This is a genomic window from Streptococcus sp. DAT741, assembly GCF_009866825.1.
In the GTDB taxonomy this organism is placed as follows: Bacteria; Bacillota; Bacilli; order Lactobacillales; family Streptococcaceae; genus Streptococcus; species Streptococcus ruminantium.
The window spans coordinates 1003206-1023091 of the sequence record NZ_CP019557.1 but is presented as its reverse complement, the minus strand read 5'-3'; the positions used below and the strand labels follow the sequence as shown (position 1 = coordinate 1023091).

The 19886-nt window shown below is 37.5% G+C and carries 19 protein-coding genes and 1 pseudogene; 9 read left to right on the top strand and 11 right to left on the bottom strand.

Annotated elements, in window-relative coordinates; genetic code table 11:
- Positions 1-41: 41 nt before the first annotated feature.
- The 9 genes and pseudogenes from BZG42_RS04950 (at position 42) to xerS (ending at position 9487) form a co-directional block, all read left to right on the top strand.
- Positions 42-740 (top strand): GntR family transcriptional regulator, encoded by a 699-nt coding sequence (locus BZG42_RS04950; protein WP_120171703.1) that lies wholly within the window; start codon positions 42-44, stop codon positions 738-740.
- Between the two features lie 164 nt (positions 741-904).
- Positions 905-1237, top strand: coding sequence for a putative DNA-binding protein (locus tag BZG42_RS04945; protein WP_024532737.1), 333 nt, complete (start codon positions 905-907; stop codon positions 1235-1237).
- A gap of 11 nt (positions 1238-1248) precedes the next feature.
- Positions 1249-2823 (top strand): signal recognition particle protein, encoded by a 1575-nt coding sequence (gene ffh, locus BZG42_RS04940; RefSeq protein ID WP_120171702.1) that lies wholly within the window; start codon positions 1249-1251, stop codon positions 2821-2823.
- A 54-nt stretch (positions 2824-2877) separates the two neighbouring features.
- A pseudogene (locus BZG42_RS04935) lies at positions 2878-3446 on the top strand (transposase); the annotation flags it as partial.
- Positions 3447-3719: 273 nt separating this feature from the next.
- Entirely contained in the window at positions 3720-4388 is a 669-nt protein-coding gene (locus BZG42_RS04930; protein ID WP_155996417.1) for a SatD family protein, read from the top strand.
- A gap of 4 nt (positions 4389-4392) precedes the next feature.
- On the top strand, positions 4393-5142 hold the full coding sequence (locus tag BZG42_RS04925; RefSeq protein ID WP_120171701.1) for a DUF3307 domain-containing protein: 750 nt from the start codon (positions 4393-4395) through the stop codon (positions 5140-5142).
- A gap of 741 nt (positions 5143-5883) precedes the next feature.
- Positions 5884-7017, top strand: a complete 1134-nt coding sequence (locus tag BZG42_RS04920; RefSeq protein ID WP_120171700.1) for an AlbA family DNA-binding domain-containing protein — start codon at positions 5884-5886, stop codon at positions 7015-7017.
- Positions 7018-7040: 23 nt separating this feature from the next.
- Entirely contained in the window at positions 7041-8042 is a 1002-nt protein-coding gene (locus BZG42_RS04915) for a DUF5677 domain-containing protein (RefSeq protein WP_120171699.1), read from the top strand.
- 374 nt (positions 8043-8416) lie between these two features.
- The gene (gene xerS, locus BZG42_RS04910; protein WP_155996419.1) at positions 8417-9487 is read left to right on the top strand and encodes a tyrosine recombinase XerS; all 1071 of its coding nucleotides are present in this window, start codon (positions 8417-8419) and stop codon (positions 9485-9487) included.
- A 172-nt stretch (positions 9488-9659) separates the two neighbouring features.
- On the opposite strand, the gene BZG42_RS04905 is transcribed toward xerS, so the two are convergent.
- From BZG42_RS04905 to BZG42_RS10100, 11 genes are all read right to left on the bottom strand, one after another.
- Entirely contained in the window at positions 9660-11165 is a 1506-nt protein-coding gene (locus BZG42_RS04905; protein ID WP_024532747.1) for a phosphoglucomutase, read from the bottom strand.
- 73 nt (positions 11166-11238) lie between these two features.
- Positions 11239-12183 (bottom strand): sensor histidine kinase, encoded by a 945-nt coding sequence (locus tag BZG42_RS04900; RefSeq protein ID WP_155996421.1) that lies wholly within the window; start codon positions 12181-12183, stop codon positions 11239-11241.
- Entirely contained in the window at positions 12180-12845 is a 666-nt protein-coding gene (locus BZG42_RS04895; RefSeq protein ID WP_120171695.1) for a DNA-binding response regulator, read from the bottom strand. The genes BZG42_RS04900 and BZG42_RS04895 overlap by 4 nt, the downstream gene beginning before the upstream one ends.
- 185 nt (positions 12846-13030) lie before the next feature.
- Positions 13031-15004, bottom strand: coding sequence for an ABC transporter permease (locus BZG42_RS04890; protein ID WP_155996423.1), 1974 nt, complete (start codon positions 15002-15004; stop codon positions 13031-13033).
- Positions 15005-15757, bottom strand: coding sequence for an ABC transporter ATP-binding protein (locus BZG42_RS04885; RefSeq protein ID WP_024532751.1), 753 nt, complete (start codon positions 15755-15757; stop codon positions 15005-15007).
- Between the two features lie 207 nt (positions 15758-15964).
- Positions 15965-16357 (bottom strand): NisI/SpaI family lantibiotic immunity lipoprotein, encoded by a 393-nt coding sequence (locus tag BZG42_RS04880; RefSeq protein WP_155996425.1) that lies wholly within the window; start codon positions 16355-16357, stop codon positions 15965-15967.
- An 11-nt stretch (positions 16358-16368) separates the two neighbouring features.
- Positions 16369-16509 (bottom strand): hypothetical protein, encoded by a 141-nt coding sequence (locus tag BZG42_RS09950; protein WP_032537914.1) that lies wholly within the window; start codon positions 16507-16509, stop codon positions 16369-16371.
- 136 nt (positions 16510-16645) lie between these two features.
- Positions 16646-17812, bottom strand: a complete 1167-nt coding sequence (locus BZG42_RS04875) for an ATP-grasp domain-containing protein (protein ID WP_155965527.1) — start codon at positions 17810-17812, stop codon at positions 16646-16648.
- Positions 17813-17827: 15 nt separating this feature from the next.
- A complete protein-coding gene (locus BZG42_RS04870; protein WP_024532753.1) occupies positions 17828-18574 on the bottom strand; it encodes an esterase family protein in 747 nt (248 codons plus the stop codon).
- A gap of 17 nt (positions 18575-18591) precedes the next feature.
- A complete protein-coding gene (locus BZG42_RS04865; RefSeq protein ID WP_024532754.1) occupies positions 18592-19416 on the bottom strand; it encodes an alpha/beta hydrolase in 825 nt (274 codons plus the stop codon).
- 215 nt (positions 19417-19631) lie between these two features.
- On the bottom strand, positions 19632-19817 hold the full coding sequence (locus BZG42_RS10100) for a DNA glycosylase AlkZ-like family protein (protein WP_227984874.1): 186 nt from the start codon (positions 19815-19817) through the stop codon (positions 19632-19634).
- Positions 19818-19886: the final 69 nt, after the last annotated feature.

The window sequence follows — 19886 nt, the reverse complement described above, 5'->3', positions numbered from 1 at the left end:
TCTTTATTTTTGGTAAACTAGAAGCTAGAAAGGCTAGACAAATGAAAGCAGCATACATCACTATTCACGATAAGATAAAAGATCAAATTGACGGTGGAACTTGGAAAATTGGACAACGTTTACCGAGCGAGCGCGACTTAGCAGAAGAATTTGGTGTTTCTAGAATGACCCTTCGCCAAGGTATTACCCTGCTTGTTGAAGAAGGAATCTTGCAACGAAAAGTCGGATCCGGTACCTATGTAGCAAATACGAGGGTGCAGGAAAAGATGCGGGGCACGACCTCATTTACCGAAATTGTCCAGCTTCAAGGGAAAATACCGACGAGCAAACTCTTGTCGTATGTCCGAACCAAGCCAACAGATAAAGAGATAGAACAACTAGGGTTAGGAAAGGGTGAATATATAGTGCGGATGGAGCGTGTTCGCTACGCAGATAATATTCCCGTAGTGTACGAGGTGGCCTGTATTCCTGAACGGTTGATAAAACATGTTCCAAAAGAAGAAGTAACCAACCATTTTTTTCAAACTTTAACAAAGAATGGTTACCGGATTGGTACCAGCAAGCAGACAATTTTTGCTCGATTGGCAAATGAAAAGGTCGCTCAGTACCTACAAATTGCCAAGAACCAAGCGATTCTTGCCCTGAAACAGGTCTCCTATCTGGAAGATGGTCAAGCATTTGAGTTTGTAAATAGCCAATATGTAGGCGAACGTTTTGAGTTTTATTTGGAAAATAATTAACGTAATAATAATTATGTAAAAACAATACAATTTGCCATTTTACTATTCTTTTCTGTAGCGAATATTTGTTTTTCACTGTTTACTTGTGAAAGGAAGAACTTCTGTTAAAAGGATTGTGCCATTTCTTATTTATTAAAGACAGATTTTTTGATATAATAGAACTTATGGAAATTGAGAAAACCAATCGAATGAATGCCTTATTTGAATTTTATGCTGCCTTGCTAACCGACAAACAGATGAATTACATTGAACTCTACTATGCAGATGATTATAGTCTAGCGGAGATTGCAGAGGAATTTCAGGTAAGTCGTCAAGCAGTCTACGATAATATTAAGAGAACAGAAAAATTGCTAGAAGACTACGAAATGAAATTGCACATGTATTCTGATTATGTCGTTCGCAGTCAGGTGTTTGATGACATTCTTAATACCTATCCCAATGATACGTATTTGAAGGAAAAAATCACCATTCTAAATAGTATTGACAATAGAGAGTAAAAGGAGAAAATATGGCTTTTGAGAGCTTAACAGAACGCTTACAGAATGTATTTAAAAATTTGCGCCGTAAGGGAAAAATTGCAGAGAGTGATATTCAAGAGGCTACCAAAGAGATTCGTCTGGCATTATTAGAGGCCGACGTTGCTCTGCCTGTTGTAAAGGATTTTATCAAAAAAGTTCGTGAGCGTGCGATTGGACACGAAGTCATTGAAACATTGAACCCAGCCCAACAAATCATCAAGATTGTTGATGAAGAATTAACAGCTATTTTGGGGGCTGAAACATCAGAAATTATCAAATCACCCAAAATTCCAACCATCATCATGATGGCTGGTTTGCAAGGTGCTGGTAAAACGACCTTTACAGGAAAATTAGCTAACAAACTCAAACAGGAAGAAAATGCACGTCCGTTGCTAATTGCTGCTGATATTTATCGTCCAGCAGCCATTGACCAGTTAAAAACGCTCGGTCAACAAATTGACGTTCCTGTCTTTGAGCTTGGAAACCAAGTTCCTGCTCTTGAAATTGTCCGTCAAGGTTTGGAACAAGCTAAGAGCAATCACAATGACTATGTTCTGATTGATACGGCCGGTCGTCTCCAAATTGATCAGGCTCTCATGACTGAACTAAAAGAAATCAAAGAGTTTGCACAACCAAATGAAATCCTTTTGGTTGTGGATGCCATGATTGGTCAAGAAGCTGCTAATGTTGCGCGTGAGTTTAATAATCAGCTGGCTATTACCGGTGTTATCTTGACTAAGATTGATGGGGATACCCGTGGCGGTGCAGCCTTATCTGTTCGCCATATTACTGGTCAGCCAATCAAATTTACTGGTACAGGCGAGAAAATTACTGATATCGAAACCTTCCATCCAGACCGTATGTCATCACGTATCCTTGGTATGGGAGATATGCTGACCTTAATTGAAAAGGCTAGCAAAGAATATGATGAGAAAAAATCATTGGAACTTGCTGAGAAAATGCGAGAAAATACCTTTGATTTCAATGATTTCATTGACCAGTTGGATCAGGTTCAAAATATGGGACCTATGGAAGAACTTTTAAAGATGCTTCCTGGTATGGCTGGCAATCCTGCCTTGGCAAATCTTAAAGTGGATGAAAAGCAAATTGCCCGTAAGCGTGCGATTGTATCCTCTATGACACCAGAAGAACGGGAAAATCCAGATTTATTGACACCTAGCCGTCGTCGTCGTATTGCTAATGGCTCAGGAAACAGCTTTGTAGAAGTCAATAAGTTTATCAAAGACTTCAATCAGGCTAAGACTATGATGCAAGGTGTCATGTCTGGTGATATGAATAAAATGATGAAACAGATGGGAATCAATCCTAATAATCTCCCTAAAAATATGCCTAATATGAATGGTATGGATATGTCAGCCCTTGAGGGAATGATGGGAGGAGCTGATATGCCAGACATGAGTCAATTGATGGGGAATTCTGATATGCCTGATATGTCTCAAATGTTTGGCGGAGGTCTGAAGGGAAAAATAGGACAATTTGCCATGAAACAAGCCATGAAGCGCCAAGCTAATAAAATTAAAAAAGCAAAAAAGAAGAGAAAATAATGTACTGCCCCCCAAAAGTTAGACACAAAATCTAACGTTTGGGGTGCTTTTCTTATGAAATTAAACGCTAACGATAAAGTTGGAATCTATTATCACTTAAAACAATTAGGTTGGACTTGGCCACAACTCAGCCAAAGATTTAATGTGACTAAGGTTCATCTACAATACTTGGTCCGACTGATTGACAAACATGGTTTAGACTGTGCCCAAAAAGGGAAAAACAACTACTATTCACCAGAGCTGAAAGAGAAAATCATCAACGAAGTCCTACTAAGAGGCCGTTCTCAACTAGACGTTTCACTGGATTATGCACTGCCAAATATAGGGACACTGCCTAATTGGATAGCGCAATACAAGAAAAACGGGTATACTATTCTTGAAAAACCAAGAGGAAGGATACCTAAAATGGGACGTAAACCAAAGAAAACTTGGGAAGAAATGACAGAACTGGAGCGACTTCAGGAAGAAAATGAACGTCTACGAACTGAGGTGGCCTATCTAAAAAAGTTGAGGGAACTGCGCCTCAGGGACGAAGCCTTAGCGAGAGAAAGGCAGAAACAATTAGAGAAATGGTTGAGGGAGGATTCCGACTAGATATTCTCCTAACAACAGCTCAATTAGCCCTGTTCAATACAGAACTAAATCCTTTCAATAATATTTCTTGTCCAACTTTTTGGGGTCAGTACATAAATCTCTTCTTTTTTAAGATATCCTATCTCATGATTGCAATATATTTTTCAAAAATGAAAAGTAGAAGTAGCTGAAAAGTTATTTTAATGTTTTAGCCCTTTAATAAATGTCCGTTTTGATGGACAAACCAGAAAATGTCCGTTTTGATGGACAAATCAGAAAATGTCTGGTAAAATGGACATATATAGAAGAATGGAGGACATCTGATGAATTATATAGCCATTATCGGTGATATTATCAACTCAAAACAGACTTCAAATCGTTCTACCGTTCAAGAACGCTTAAAAAATGTGTTAAAAGTAATCAACTTTTCTTATTCTCGTGAATTTGCCTCTCCATTTACTATTACAAAGGGAGATGAGTTTCAGGCACTCTGCAAACCAAATCCTTACATCTTTCTTATGATTGATCGAATACAAATAGCTTTTCGAGGGGAGTTAGAGATTCGCTTTGGAATTGGCCTGGGAGGTATTTTAACAACGATTGACCCTCGACAAAGTATCGGAGCAGATGGTCCAGCTTACTGGGAAGCACGCAAAGCGATTGAATTTATCCATGATAATAATGACTATGGTACCAGTCAGCTAGCATTTTCGTCCGAATACAAGCAAATTGACCACGTTATCAATCCTTTATTGACTTCCAGCGATTTCATAAGAGCAGCCTGGAATTCTTCCCAGGCGGAATTGTTTGAAACCTTATTGACCAATAACATTTACCAGGAAGATTTTAAGCAAAAACAAATCGCTGAAAAGATGAAACTGAGCCCAAGTGCTTTTACTAAACGTTTAAAATCAAGTGGGATAAAAATCTATCTACGAAATCGTCAAACTGTTATGAATCTAATCTTGCAACTAAGCCAAAAAGAGGGGTAAGCTCATGAATTATTCTATTATATCTAGCTATTTAATCCAAGAACCAGTTCTAGTTGCTCTTCTTATCGCACACTTTTTGAGTGATTTCACATTGCAAAGCCAAAGGCTAGCAGATGCGAAAAAAAGAGAATTTACTGCCTTCGCTATCCATCTATTGCTTGTCGCCTTTCCTCTTTTTATTTTAACAATCCTCACACCAAATCAAAATGGAGATCTATTTTTCCAAATTTGGCTAAGTCACGCTGCGATTGATTACCTCAAGTATTTCCTCAACAAACATCATTGGATAAAATCATCTTGGGAGCCTGTAGCTTTCTTATTGGATCAGTTTTTGCATATTAGCTGCATTTTCATTCTTTATCAAACGATAGGGGTAAATGTAGCTACGCATTCTTTTTGGAACTCTAGCGCTTTCTTGCTTGTCCGAATCCTCTTCATCATCTTACTTACCAAGCCTGTCAACATTATTTTCAAGCTATTTTTCAGTAAATATCAGGTTCAGGTGGAAGAAGTGGAAGCTAATCAATCAACAATTAGCGGTGCAGGAGCCTTGATAGGGCAATTAGAACGCTTGATTATGGGAATTTTTTTGCTTCTTGGACAATTTACTGCTATCGGTCTTGTCTTCACAGCAAAATCCATTGCACGTTACGATAAAATTTCAAAGAACCAAGCATTTGCTGAGTATTATCTAATCGGCTCTTTGTTTAGCATTATTAGTGTTTTGATTGTTTATGGTTTATTGATACTTTAAAAAATTACATAATATATATTATGTAATTTTTTATAAAAATAGAAAAGAGTCTTTATATGATGATTTCGTAATCTGGAGATAAGCTACCTATTAAATACTATAAATGAAATGACTTATCAACAAAAACCAACTTACTGGTCGTTGTTCCTATGACAATTTACAAGAAAAAATACTACAAAGAAAACTATTCAGCAACTGATGGAACATTATATTTTAACAGTAGATAAAATAACCATTCTAGAACGCTCAAACAAATAATAACATTTGGGTCACAAGACCGCTGACAATCTGCTTAGAAGCATTTTAAAATCAGATTCTAGAAGCATACAAATAACTTGAAACCTGAAAAGACATATAACCCAATTCTAGGTTATTACACGAGCTTAGAATGTTAAAAAACTAAAAATTTATGAACAATTGACCTAACATGGTCTAAACCCTTGATAATACTGGGATAGAAGCATAAAGTACATTGATTAAAAAATGTACTTTATTTTTATTTTGTACTTTTTTTTAAACACTAATAAAGTACAGTATTGGATGAGGAGATTGTAGCTTGGTTAGAGATTCAATTGTACAAAATGAAGTAGAAAATATTAGGAAGTTAGTGAGTTCAAATGTACATTTTTTAAGATAATATTGTGTAGATTTTAGAGGAGTACCGTAGTGATATAGTCTATATGTTTTTACTGCGTTAGTGGTATAATAAGAAGTGTATAATGTTATGAAATGAGGTAACAAATGGATACTAGTTTTGAAGATGAAATACTTTCTTTAATTAAAATGCAACGAGAAGGAAGTTACTGGGATTATAAAGAAAAATATCATTCTAACAATGCAAAGTTTGTTCATGATATTATTTGTTTAGCAAATAATTTAGTTAATAGAGATGCATACCTAATATTTGGTGTTGCAGATGATGGAGAAATAAAAGGTATTTCTCATGACGAAAATAGAAAGAGCCAAGCTGACATTGTCGATATGCTTAGAAATCAAAAGTTTGCTGGCGGTATCTCTCCTTTTGTTAAACTAGAAACTATTCAGATTGAAGATAATGAAATTGATGTTTTAGTTATATACAACTCAAAACAAGTTCCTTATTATCTTGAAGAACAATTCACCCGAGATAAATCAAAAATATTACCAGGAGTTATTTATACTAGAAGACAAGATAGCAATACTCCAATTAGTAGCATCGCTTCTTCTCATGAAGTTGAATTATTATGGCGTAAAAGATTTGGGCTAGATCTCTTACCTTTTGATAAATTAAGCAGTTATATAAAAGATAGGAGCTCTTGGGAAAATAATTCAAACGGAAAATACTATAAGTTGTTTCCTGAATTTACATTTGAAGAAGACAATGATTCTGAAGATCGTAATCGAGATGTATTTTATGCTCATACACAAATGAATTCAAATCATTATTTTAAAAAATATCAATTTAAATACCATCAAACGATATTGTATGAGGATGAAATGATTGTTATGGATTCAGGAAGATATATGACTTCCATACCTAAGTGGGAATTCTTAGATAATGCTCGCATTACAAAAGATTCCTTATCGTATAGATACTTTACTCGTGACTCAATTGAATGGGATATACATGAATTTTTATTTGATTCAGATAACCATGAGGCTGCGATTTCAAAGAGACGATTTTTAGAAGTTATTTTAGTTTTTGAAAATGATTTTGAAAGAGAAAAATTCAATAGATTTCTAAGAGAAAATTTATCCTCTAAAGATTTGCAATTCATTCAGAAACCCCAAATTTCATCAGATGATGAACGATTATCTCAGATTAACAATCATGACATTAAAGTGGGTAGATTTTTAAACAAGAAGTTGCAAGAGTATAGAGCAGTCTATATTTAGAGAATTAAGCAGTAGGAGCAATAATGGCTGATAGATTCGAAAAGTTTTTTACAGATACATTAAATAAGGTACTTGAAGAACAAATAAGTACGTTAACTAATCAAGAAGAAATTGATAATTTTTTAGAGAAATACGAAAAGGCTGACCTTTCAGATTTATATCAAACAATGCTTATTGACGTTTCGGATCAAATGGTGGATGATGCTAAAACGATAATGCATGAGAATTCACTATTTTTTAGAAATGAAGAAACAGAAATACTTGCACGAATAAATCAAGAATGGTCTAGTGCTTTTGTGACTTCTGAAGCTATGTATATGATGGTCTTAGAAGCTGTAAGAGATTATTCTGAATTTGTAAATGAATTAGACGCTGAGGAAAAAGAGAAGTCAATTCAGACATATACTGCCTTAAAATATATCCACGGAAGAGGGCTTCAACAATTTTTAGAGATTATTACGTTAATGAAGAATGGTTTTGCTGATGGTGCCTATGCTAGATGGCGCTCACTTTATGAATTAAATATTATTGCATCATTTATCTCAAAATATGGAGAAAAAGTAGCAGAGTCCTTTATTTCTTCCCGCAATTCAGAAGACAGGTATGATTGGGCTAAAGCATGTGGTGAATTTGATTCTAAACAGAAATTTATTCGTTTTGATGATATAAAGAATAAAGCAAGTTTTCCTGCAAATTTGTGGCAACATCAATATCAATTAGCCAATGAAGTTATACATCCCTCATCTCAAGGCACCTTTAATAGACTTGGTACAATCGGAAACGAGGAGGTCATTACTGTCGGGCGCACAGATTTTGGTTTAACGACTCCAGGTGAACATTCGGCTATTACTTTAGCACAACTTACAACCCTATTTTTAACTTTATACCCTTCCAGTGATGCATTGTTGGCGGCTAATATGATAAATAAGTGGGTTGAAGTAGTGAGAGAGTATTATTTTAAGACACATGATAATATATTTCCTGATGAACCAAAACTATGGGGAGAAAATTGCACTCCTTCCTAAAGGAATAAGTTTAGAAGTGTGTATTCTAAATATAATAAGAAATAAATAGAGACTATAATTGAGACGTTACAAAATACTTTAGTCATAAGCAAAAATAAAATTCAAATGTACATTTTTTCAAAATGGACTTTAAAAAAATTTTTAGTTTTCCGTTTGATTATGTACATTTTACTCGAAATGGGAAATATTGAGAAATCCGGTTTCCCGTCATTATAAGTCCTAGTTTTGTACATTTTTAGTGAAAGCGGTGAAAAAAATTTTTTTGGTTATGATAGTAATTTACTCACAAACATCTTTCCGAAAAACTATAATTTTCTTGAAACTTATATAGACTTATGCTATACTACCAATAAGTAAAAAATCAGGAGAAAATTATGCGACGTGAGTTGTTATTAGAGAAAATTGAGCAATTAAAAGCCATCATGCCTTGGTATGTGCTGGAGTATTATCAATCTAAGCTAACTGTTCCTTACAGCTTTACAACTTTATACGAATACTTGAAAGAATATCGACGTTTCTTTGAATGGCTACAAGATTCTGCCTTGGTGTCTGCTAGACAGATTGCTGACATCCCATTGGAGGCGCTTGAACATCTGACAAAGAAAGATATGGAGGCCTTTATTCTTTATCTACGAGAGCGCCCTTTATTAAATGCTAACACCACGCAGAATGGCGTGTCGCAGACCACCATTAACCGTACTCTGTCGGCACTTTCTAGTCTCTTCAAGTATTTGACTGAAGAGGTGGAGAATGAGCAAGGAGAACCCTACTTCTACCGCAATGTTATGAAAAAGGTATCCACCAAGAAAAAGAAAGAAACCTTAGCAGCACGGGCAGAAAACATCAAACAAAAGCTCTTTTTAGGTGATGAGACCATGGAATTCCTGGACTATGTAGAAAATGAATATCAAGCTAAATTATCCAAACGAGCCCTCTCTTCTTTTCAAAAAAATAAAGAAAGAGACTTAGCAATTCTAGCCCTTCTGTTAGCATCTGGTGTCCGTTTATCCGAGGCTGTCAATTTAGATCTCCGTGATGTTAATATCAAAATGATGATGATTGAAGTTACGCGTAAAGGTGGCAAGCGCGACTCAGTAAATGTAGCCGGTTTTGCCAAGCCCTATTTGGAGAATTATATGAGTATCCGTCAGCAACGCTACAAGGCTGAAAAAGCAGATACTGCCTTCTTTCTATCGGAATACCGTGGGCTTCCTAATCGTATCGACGCTTCTTCTATTGAGAAAATGGTAGCCAAATACTCCTCAGATTTTAAAATACGTGTGACTCCCCATAAGCTCCGACACACGCTTGCAACACGCCTTTATGATGCCACAAAGTCACAAGTTCTTGTTAGTCATCAATTAGGTCATGCCAATACTCAGGTTACAGACCTCTATACTCACATTGTCAATGATGAACAGAAAAATGCTTTGGATAAATTATAATTTTGCATAAAATAAATTATGTAAAAAGTTTATAAAGAAAAACTTTCTGTTTACAAATTCCTTGAAAAAGAAAACATACTACTTATTAGCCTATAAAATAAAAAATCGAACAAATTGGGCAAGTTTAGCAAACTAATTTGTTCGATTTTTATTTTTTAGACTATCGAATTAACTACATCAATTCCTTCAACTTTTCTTGATTGACAGTTGGATATTTATCTAAAAAAGTAGAGATAGTCTGTAAAACAGCTGGAATGTGACCTGCTTGATCATTTTCAACCTGTAAGACCAATAATGGCTCATGCAGACTCATTCGCAACAATAACCAGCCTTCGCCATAAGGAGCAGTCAAATCAAAGCGTACTCCTTCTTCGTTTTCTGGGTTAAAAGTAAAACCTTCAAACTGAGTTTGACGAAGAGCAGCGATTACCTGCTCACCAAGTTTGCGGTAATCTGGTGATTCTAACTTAAATCGAACCTCCTGAGTTTCTACAGGTTGCTTGAGCTGAGCAATCAAATCGTCCAAAGACTGCCCTTGCGCTTGGAGCTTTGGCAATAACATGAGAATTTTTGCTGCGACATAGGTACCGTCATCAAGAAAATAATTTTCTTTGAATGCTGCATGTCCAGAAGTCTCGATCGCCAACTGACAGTCGATACCAGCCTTATTCGTTTCAAGGGCTTTATTGATGACATTGCGGTAACCTGAAATATAGCGGATTTGCTTGCCGCCAAGACCTTCAATAAACACTTTTAGGTGTTCGGTTGTTGGAGAGTTTGTCACAATACTAGTCCCCGGGTGTTCAGCTAGAATAATCTGGCTGAGAACAGCAATCAGGTTGTTGCGGTTGAGAATGGAGCCAGACTTGGTTACAAGAGCTGCACGGTCAACATCTGTATCAAAAATAATGCCCAAATCTGCTCCCTGTTTCAAGACAGCCTGGCGAATGCTTTCCATTGCCTCTTTATTATCAGGATTGGGAATGTGATTCGGGAAGGTTCCATCTGGATCAAGAAATTGCGACCCTGTCGTGTCTGCTCCTAGTTCTGCTAAAACTTTTCCCGCAAAGAATCCTCCAGCTCCATTTCCAGCATCAACAATAATCTTCAAACCGCTTAATGGTTTTTCCTGCCCCTTGCATGCCTGACGGATTTTTGTGACTAGATCTTGAGCGTAAGGTGTCATCAAATCTGCTTGAGTCACACTTCCCAAGCGTGAACTTGGCAAGTCTTCATAGTGCGAGAGGATAAAGTCAATATCATCGTGTTCTGCTCCGCCATTTGCTGAAAAAATCTTAATACCATTAAAATAATACGGCAGGTGACTGGCGGTAATCATCACACCAGCATGACACTTGAACTGCGGATACTGAGTACTCATGAAGAGAGCGGGTGTAGTGGCAATGCCAAAATCAATCATCTGAATTCCAAGGCGAACAGCTTCTTCCGTAAAAGTTGATACTAAATCAGGGCCACTTAAACGACTGTCCCGACCAATACCTATTGTCAGTTGACCTTGCTGGTAGGTTTGGGCTAATTCGGGATCCTGAATCAACCAATGAATGAGACCACGGACAATATTTTGGGTCGCTTGAGTTGTTAGATTGACAGCGTATTCATCAGTTGCAATAGCAATTCCTCGAATATCTGACCCATTCTGTAAAACATGATGTGACATAGTTTCCTCCTAAATCAAACTAGATTGAGTATAACATATTTTAAAAACGTTTTCAAAAAAGAGGAGAAATAGGCTAGTCTCTCCGCTTATTGATAACTACCTCTGTTCCAATTTCCACTTGGCTTTCTATCCGCATATCCAACTCTAATTGTGTCAGAACCCGCTTGGTCAAGTAAAGTCCGAAGCCAGTCGCTTTCTGATGTTCACGCCCGTTATAACCTGTAAATCCCTCGTCGCACAGTCTTGGGATGTCTTCAGGTAATATGCCAATTCCTGTATCTTTGATTGAAATTCCTTGATTTAAGATGACTGTCACACTGCCCCCTGACTTGCTGTACTTGAGAGCATTGTCAATAATCTGTGAAAGAGCAAAGCTCAACCACTTTCTATCCGTTTTCAACATCCATGTACCATCTATGCTCACAGTTATTTCCTTTTGTAAAAACTGATTGCGGTATTTTTTGACTACATCAATCACTACTTCTCTCACTTCTATTTGCTCAAAACGAAAATCACTATTATGATTGGTTAATTTGAGATAGTTAAGAAGATTCCCCATATAATTGTCCAGACGCATAAGCTGGTAATTGACATCTTGCTGCTTTAAATTCCTGGTCTGGCTCATCAAGGACAGAGCTGCTAAGGGGACTTTCATCTGATGGGACCACATTTTAACCATAGCTTGTAGATCTTCTTCTCTGGACTTGTATTCCAAAAGTTGTTCACGTGTAGCTTGTTTTTCCAACTCAATTAAATGCAGGTAGGTCAAATCTATTGGTTTGTTGAGCAAGGGCAGGTCCTTTTCATCCACATAATCCTCTAGGGCTTTCATGCGTTTGTAAAATTTCCAATATAGCCCAATTGTCAAGATGATAAGGAGTGTCACAGACAACATCAGAGCATGTCCCAAAAATTCTACAGGTAGGCGATAGAGGAAAAAAAGTAAAATAAAACTACTTGCCAAAACTACGTAAGAAAAATACAAGCTCCGGTATTCTCGAATAAATGCAATCATCATTTGACAATATACCCCACACCACGAACCGTATGAATACGGTTAAAACCTAATTCACTGACTTTTTTACGCAGTCGGGTCATATTGACATTGAGCGTATTTTGATCAATAAATTCCTCATTTTCCCAGAGCTTTTCCAGTAAATCCTCCTTACGAACGATTTGTCCCTGCTGATGTAACAGGGTCGTTAAAATCTTGGTTTCTGTTGGAGAGAGATGAACCTTGTCCGATTCATTGGAAAAATAGCCATCCAAGCTCAAGAGGTAATGATCAAGCTCTAGCTGCATTGTTTTATTGAATTGATTGACTCGACGAAGAAAGGCTCCAATTTTGGCATCCAAAATGCCTAATGAAAAAGGTTTAGACACAAAATCATCACCGCCCATATTCATAGCCATTACAGCATTCATCTCATCATCACTGGAGGAAATGAAAATAATTGGCATGGTCATAGTCTTACGAATTTCAGTCGTCCAATAAAACCCATTGTAATATGGTAGGTTAATATCCATCAGAATCAAGTTTGGCTGGAGTTCTGCTACTTCCTGACTAACTGCTCGAAAATTTTGTACGCTCTCAACTCGATAAGATTTCCCCAAATGCTGTGTCAAGAGCTGCACAATCATTTCGTCATCTTCTACAATATAAATCGTTTCTTTCTTCATAGCTTTATTTTATCAAAGTTTCCGCCTTTCTTCTAGTATAAAAAGACTGGAGGTGACCCCAGTCTTACTTCCTTATAGTGATCAACAACCTAAGAAACATTGGTTGATTTGACTACTATGTGTCAATTATTTTCAACCCAAACTTCCAGTCTAGTACAATCACTAATCACTTCTCGGCTCTACTCCTACCGCTCAATAATCCGGTAATACGTTCTACTGGTCCATTTATAAATGATAAAGTAGATGAAAGCAATAAAGATTAGAGTGACCCCACTGGCAGTGTAGATTACGGTGGAGGAGGTTCCTCCAAACATCAGTAACATTTGTCTGAGCATAACCAGTGAAACGAGGAAATGTAGAGTAGCTATAGCCAGTGGCATAAAGAAGACCAACAGTATTTGCGAATTGATGGTTTTCTTGACAGATTGCTGACTCATGCCCACTTCCTGCAAGATCTTATAGGATTTTTTATCTTCGTATCCTTCAGAATACTGCTTGTAGTAAATAATCAAAGCCGCACCAAGAAGGAAACTAATCCCTAACAAGAAACCTGTAAAAAGGAAGCCCCCGGTAAAGCCTAACATTGTGTTTTGAAAATCTGCTTTCTGGATGATTGTACCGATTCTTTCACCAGTTGAATCAGAAAGTATGAACATATTTCCTATCATTTCACCGATACTCTCTACCTGTTCTTGGGTCAAATCCATGAAAACCCGATAGTTCAAGCTTGTGGGATACCCTTTAGGGTGATTCGCTTCATAATAATCACGAATATTTAATAGAGCCTTATCATCACTCACTATAATGACTGCACGATTGATAGTACTGACACTATCTGGAAAGGTCGCCTTATCCAGACTAATCACATTTTCAAGGATTTTATCACCTATGGATAGTGTTTTTAAAGGATATTTTTTACCTGGTTGGAAAAAGGCGACTTGATTGGCTGCCAATGTTGGCAACTTATTTCCCAATCCTCTAAAGTCATCTTGTGTTATAAAGCAAACATAAAACATCTTTGTAAAATCAGGACTGGATACAGTTTCAGAATTGATGACAAGTTTTTCCCCGCTATCATATTGGATTGCAGTATCATAGGTCAAATAGGTCAGATGATCCTCTACTCTTTCTCCTGGAAAATGGCTAAGTACCACATCCTGCAAGGTTTGCTTACCTGTTTGGCGATCCGAAGTACGGAGGGAAATAGAGGATTCCTTTGGATAAAGAGTGTTTACAATACCTGAAGTACCGGCATAGAGTGAACTCGTTGTAGCAATGGTTACAAAAGCCATCACCGCTAAAAGAGTGATATTAGCAAGACCTGTCGCATGTTGCTTCATCCGAAAAATCATCTGTGAAGTCGTGACGAAATGTTCTGGGGTGTAAAAATAACCTTTATTTTTTCTGCGTGCTTTTAAATACCAAGCTATAAAACTAATGTAGAAAAGATAGGTACCGGCAATGACACAAAGCGCAGCTATAAAGAAGCGATAGATAACCCCAACACCCTGTACTTTAGAAGATAATGAGAGATAATACCCTATTCCCAGAGCTAAGACTCCCAAAACTGCCAAAAGAATATTTCCCCTAGGCTCCTTCTCTCCTTTCTCACTAGCTCTAAAGAGAATGAGAGGGCTGGTCTTGCTGATATTCCGAATAGCAAGTAATTCTAAGAAGAGGAAAATACCCGCAAAAAGAAGAGCAGTCATGACAAAGGCCAACGGAGCAGTGCTAAAATGTAAATCAGAGTATTTTAGCAAATTAACAAAGATCAAATAAAGAACATTGGAAAAGATACTACTAAGGATAGATCCAATCAGAACAATGATTAAGAAGATCATGATGAGCTCTAGGCTAGCAATCAATGAAACTTTTTTCTTGTTCATTCCCAACATATTGTAAAGACCAAATTCTCTGGCTCGTTGCTTCATAAGGAAATTAAAACTATAAATTTCCATAATCAGTGAGAAAATAGTCAAAACGACTAAACCAAGTCCGAGGGCAATACCACCAGTTTTCATGGATTCCATGACAGGACTCAACATGAGTAGAAACATAGAACAAATGATGGTATATAGGACTAAACTAGCTAGAACAAAGGGAGCAAATACACTAATGGATTTGCGGATATTTTGCTGGGCGAGTTTGAAATAAAACATCTACTCACCTCCTAGCAGGGCAGACATATTGAGTGAGATTTCCCTTGAAAAATCTTGATTGTTCTTACCCGCCTTATAGAGCTGATGGAAAATGCGTCCATCTTTGATAAAGAGAACTCGCTTGGCATGACTGGCAGCATTGGCTGAGTGAGTGACCATAAGGATAGTCTGCCCACCTTCATTGATCTGTTCAAAGAGACTGAGTAAGTCTTCTGAATTGCGGTAATCTAAGGCAGCAGTTGGCTCATCAGCTAGGACGATCTGCGGCTGGGTAATCAGGCTTCGTGCAATAGCCACGCGCTGCTTTTGCCCACCCGATAGCTCAAAAGGACGTTTTTTCAACAAATCTTGAATACGAAGTTTTGGAGCTAGTGCCACCAATCGTTTGTCCATTTCTTTGTGACTCTCACGCGCCAACACCAAAGGTAGAAAGATATTGTCTTGAACGGATAGAGTGTCCAAAAGATTAAAATCTTGGAATACAAAACCTAGATTGCGCAAGCGAAAATCTGCTAACTTCCCCTCTTTGATTTTCGTAATGTCCTGATTGTTCAAGATAACCGACCCCCTAGTTGGCTTGTCCAAAGTCGCCAAAATATTGAGCAAGGTCGTTTTACCTGATCCACTTTCACCCATAATGGCGATAAACTCGCCTTCTTCTACCTTAAAATCCACATCTTGAAGGGCACGTGTCTCCTCTTTTGAAAAACGTGTGCGGTAGATTTTTTCTAAATGATTGATTTCTAATAACATACTTACTTATACTCTTTCGAACAACAACCTAGCAACATTTTGAAATATTGGCAAAGCGTGTTTACACACAACCTGTTTATCTCAATTCTAGATTTGCTAGCTGTATTCAATTCCTTTCTTTTATTTTTTCTTACTTCTTTTTTCCTGATAAGCAATAATGGTCAGAACTACAATTTCTGCTATAGATACCATAACGATTCTATCGCTCTAATCTTTTAAATAATTTTGACTATCAACTTCATCTAGCACTTTTTGGTAATCAATACGATCTGACTCGGCAACTCTACTCGCAAGTTCCACTTTATAATAGTGTCCCTGAATACCGATTACCCACTGGTCACTACTTGTCACGTAGAGGTTATTAAGGGAAACTGTTTCTTTTACTCTTCCTTTCTCTTTGACAACAGGCCACTCCATAAATCTGGTTTCTGCTGTCCGAATAGAATCTCCCTTTACTCTTTGTTTGGTAATAGCATAGTTTTTGCCCTTGTAATGGAAGATTTGGTATGTCTCATTAAAACTAATTCCAGCCGAGGATGAGGAGCAAGAAGTAAAGACGAAACTGCTTATAGCGATCAGGCCTAGTATCTTCTTTTTCATATTCCCTCCATTTAGTATGCCATAAATCGAATGGTTTGCAAATCTTGAGAAATATCTTTTAGAAACTCAATCTGTTTCATCATTGCTACTTTTTCCTTCTCGGTAAAGTCTTGCTTTCGCTCTTGTTTTACTCGTAAAAATTTGAATAACATAGCTCATTCCTCTCTTTCCTTAATGTTTGATTTTATTATAAACTTTTTGGAAGTTCCTACTCTTACAATTCTAATCCGCAAACTTACAGCTTTGTAAGGGAAGCAAAAAAGACACTGCCAAGTGTCTTTGGGTATCTTATTTTACTTCACCAATGAAGGCAATCATATCGTCAAGTACTTCTTTGCTATCTGTTACAAGTAAATAGGCATCATTGCCTTGCAATCCTGCAAAAGCATCTGGCATACGTTTTATTGCTTTTAGTTTATCGGTGTAGCGATTACGAAGCTCATCAACTGGGTGGACATAATTGGTTGTATCGCGACGGGTTACCACCAAACAATATTGCGGTGCAAAATGACGTTCTTCAACGGCACCCCCAGTCACTACATTGGCATAATCACGGAAAAGATCAATCGAATGAGCATAATTATATGCTTCTACTGTGAAACCACCAGCTATACGATTGTTATACTCAATTGCAATGTAGTCATTACCATCTTTAAAAAACTCAATGTGAAAAAAGCGTTCTTTCATTCCGAAAGTCTTCATAATGGCCCTACCATAGGCTACCAACCTTGGATCCAATTCCTTTTCGATATAATAAGCGTTATCTTTTTTACTTTGCAACAATTCAAAAGGTGTATGAACATAGGTTAGACTTGTTTCAAAAACGATATTTCCTTTGCTATCAACCAAACCATCATAGGTCGTAATCATACTTGAATTGACAAATTTCTCGAAGAAATAGATTGTCTGGCCATCCCAAGTAGCCCTAAAAGTTTCCAAATCAGCTTTTTGAGTTAATTTGAAAGTCCCTGATGCCCCTACGCCATTATCAGGTTTAGCAATCATTGGAAAGCCGATTTTTTTCACAGCTTTCTCAATATCTTTTTCGGTCTTGATAACCATTCCCGGTACAACTGGTACTCCAGCTTTTGTGAAGTATTTCTTCATCTCAGATTTGAGTTTTGTCTTTTTAAGATGATTAGGTTTGGCGCCAAAGATATGAAACTGTTCGCGAAGACTGGCATCCAATTCTAGCCAATATTCATTGTGTGATTCAACACGATCAATTGGACCATGTTTATATATCAAAAAGGCAGCAGCTCGTTTCACTTCATCTAAATTTTCAAGATTTTCAACACGAAAATATTCTGTTAGGGCATTGCGGAGCTCCTCAGAAAGTTGGTCGTACGGCTCTTGACCAATACCGAGAACCGTAACTCCTTCCTTCTTAGATAGCTCGATCGTAAAGGGCTGAAAATTTTCTGGATAAAAAGGGGAAATGACAAGATAATTCATAATGAGTCTCCTTTCTTACAAACCTAGTGTGTGAAGAAAGAAAGGCATTTGCTTTCTCCACCAAGCCCAATCATGGGCTACGTCTGTTCCCCATGTATCAAACCAAGCTGGAATATTCTTCTCTTCAAAAGCACGTTTAAGATGATAAAATGATTCTAAGCCATCTCGCTCCCAATCTCCCAAACCAGTGCAGACAATAATATCCGCCCGGCGATAATGATCAATAAACCAACCATCATTTTGATTCCAAATATAGTCTATCGGAGAATTTTGGTAGACAACATCGTCGTGACCATAGTCCTGATTATGATTAAAATACCGTACATCATAGATTCCCGATAGCGCAATCACCTTATTGAAAACATCTGGATGCTGAAGGAAAAAATTAAGCGCGTGATAGGCTCCCATGGAACAACCAGTTGCCATCATCCCATCAAACCAACCGCTTTTGTGTTTAATGAAAGGAATAGCCTCTTCAATTACATAGTGTTCATAGGCACGGTGTGCCTGAGCCTTATCATGAATAGATTTCCAATCAGCTAGCCAGCTTTCTTTATCATAGCTAGTAAGTGTGAAAAATTGCACATGCCCTGCTTCTATCGAGCCGCGACAGGCTTCAATCATACCAAAATCAGCATATTCATTGTAGGAACCACCTGATGAAGCAAAAACAACAACTGGAATTCCTGCATGACCATAACGATTGACATGCATCTCACGACCAAGATTTCCTGACCAGTGGCTTAAAAATTCTACATGCATAGCTTGTTACCTTCTTTCTACCATTTTTCACTTAAAAAACGCAAACATTCTGGCAAATAAGCTGCCCAAGCTTCTTCATTATGAACAGCTCCAGAAATAACTTCCAATTTTAAATGATCCAGTTTAGCACCACCTGCTACCAATTGACGATAGTAGGTCAGAGATGAATTGATATAGGCCTGTTTGATATTTCCAGCCATTAGGGTCTTATCTGTATCATCTGCTTCTTCTGTACCGACATAGATGTAGATACGTTGGTCTGGATCAAGTTGTTTCCGCTCAATATAGCGATCAAATGCAGCTTGGTGAAGCCAGTTTGCGGATGAGAAAACACCCAGACAGCCAATCTTATCTTGATACGCTAATCCCATAAATTGGGTAATATTGCCTCCGAGAGATGAACCAATCATGGCCGTATGTTCCTTGTCTGACTTAGTACGATAGTATCGGTCAATGAATGGCTTCACGACATCCATGATAAACTCTGCATATAAGGTTCCTTTGCCACCAAATTGAATACCAGGAATCCCCATCTCACTAAATTTCCATGCTGCGTACTCATGCATCCTCTCTGCACCATCATTATCAATTGCAACAACAATCATTTTAGTAATATCAGGATTTCTCTTAATTGCTGGAATAATCTTCCAAGAATGCCCTGAAAAAGCTTCCTTGCTATAGAGAACATTTTGTCCATCATGGAAATAAACAACTGGATAACTCATTTCCTTATCCTCTTCATATCCTTTGGGTAACAATACTCGCACACGGCGTTTTCTTCCTGTAAAAGGGACGGTTAAGTCATGTGACTTTACATCTAGGTAAAAATAAGACTTATTCATATACAATCCTTTTCTCGGTGTTATTCTAAGTATTATATCATAGTTTTTGCGGAATATTCAGAAAATTTAGTTATTCGTTCGTAATTTTCGGATTTTACGAACAAAATTCTCTAGTCACGTAGCTCCTCTTCATAGATATGGCGGTAGGATTCAATCTCTTTCTTCTCCTGATTGGTCAGATCTTCAAAAATATCCAATACAATCCTTCCCCTATCTCATCGCCAAGTAGCTACCAGTCGTCCCTTGTAAAAGACTGTCGGTTTTATAATACCAGTCAGGGTATAAATTTTCCGAATATAGCTAGGATCAAAGAAAGGGTTGGCCTTTTTTTCATAACCGAGCAAAAGTTGATCAAAACTGGCAGAGTCATAACCACCCGTGAAAACGGGTGGCTTGTACACCGGCTATAAGCCCACATCACCAGCCAGCGCCTAAAGACGCTGGCTTTCACTTTGTTCAAGCCTAACCGC

What these genes read in the sequence shown, in the direction of transcription:
- BZG42_RS04950 (WP_120171703.1), top strand. Translation starts at nt 42, where the DNA reads ATGAAAGCAGCATACATCACTATTCACGATAAGATAAAAGATCAAATT.
- BZG42_RS04945 (WP_024532737.1), top strand. Translation starts at nt 905, where the DNA reads ATGGAAATTGAGAAAACCAATCGAATGAATGCCTTATTTGAATTTTAT.
- ffh (WP_120171702.1), top strand. Translation starts at nt 1,249, where the DNA reads ATGGCTTTTGAGAGCTTAACAGAACGCTTACAGAATGTATTTAAAAAT.
- BZG42_RS04930 (WP_155996417.1), top strand. Translation starts at nt 3,720, where the DNA reads ATGAATTATATAGCCATTATCGGTGATATTATCAACTCAAAACAGACT.
- BZG42_RS04925 (WP_120171701.1), top strand. Translation starts at nt 4,393, where the DNA reads ATGAATTATTCTATTATATCTAGCTATTTAATCCAAGAACCAGTTCTA.
- BZG42_RS04920 (WP_120171700.1), top strand. Translation starts at nt 5,884, where the DNA reads ATGGATACTAGTTTTGAAGATGAAATACTTTCTTTAATTAAAATGCAA.
- BZG42_RS04915 (WP_120171699.1), top strand. Translation starts at nt 7,041, where the DNA reads ATGGCTGATAGATTCGAAAAGTTTTTTACAGATACATTAAATAAGGTA.
- xerS (WP_155996419.1), top strand. Translation starts at nt 8,417, where the DNA reads ATGCGACGTGAGTTGTTATTAGAGAAAATTGAGCAATTAAAAGCCATC.
- BZG42_RS04905 (WP_024532747.1), bottom strand. Translation starts at nt 11,165, where the DNA reads ATGTCACATCATGTTTTACAGAATGGGTCAGATATTCGAGGAATTGCT.
- BZG42_RS04900 (WP_155996421.1), bottom strand. Translation starts at nt 12,183, where the DNA reads ATGATGATTGCATTTATTCGAGAATACCGGAGCTTGTATTTTTCTTAC.
- BZG42_RS04895 (WP_120171695.1), bottom strand. Translation starts at nt 12,845, where the DNA reads ATGAAGAAAGAAACGATTTATATTGTAGAAGATGACGAAATGATTGTG.
- BZG42_RS04890 (WP_155996423.1), bottom strand. Translation starts at nt 15,004, where the DNA reads ATGTTTTATTTCAAACTCGCCCAGCAAAATATCCGCAAATCCATTAGT.
- BZG42_RS04885 (WP_024532751.1), bottom strand. Translation starts at nt 15,757, where the DNA reads ATGTTATTAGAAATCAATCATTTAGAAAAAATCTACCGCACACGTTTT.
- BZG42_RS04880 (WP_155996425.1), bottom strand. Translation starts at nt 16,357, where the DNA reads ATGAAAAAGAAGATACTAGGCCTGATCGCTATAAGCAGTTTCGTCTTT.
- BZG42_RS09950 (WP_032537914.1), bottom strand. Translation starts at nt 16,509, where the DNA reads ATGTTATTCAAATTTTTACGAGTAAAACAAGAGCGAAAGCAAGACTTT.
- BZG42_RS04875 (WP_155965527.1), bottom strand. Translation starts at nt 17,812, where the DNA reads ATGAATTATCTTGTCATTTCCCCTTTTTATCCAGAAAATTTTCAGCCC.
- BZG42_RS04870 (WP_024532753.1), bottom strand. Translation starts at nt 18,574, where the DNA reads ATGCATGTAGAATTTTTAAGCCACTGGTCAGGAAATCTTGGTCGTGAG.
- BZG42_RS04865 (WP_024532754.1), bottom strand. Translation starts at nt 19,416, where the DNA reads ATGAATAAGTCTTATTTTTACCTAGATGTAAAGTCACATGACTTAACC.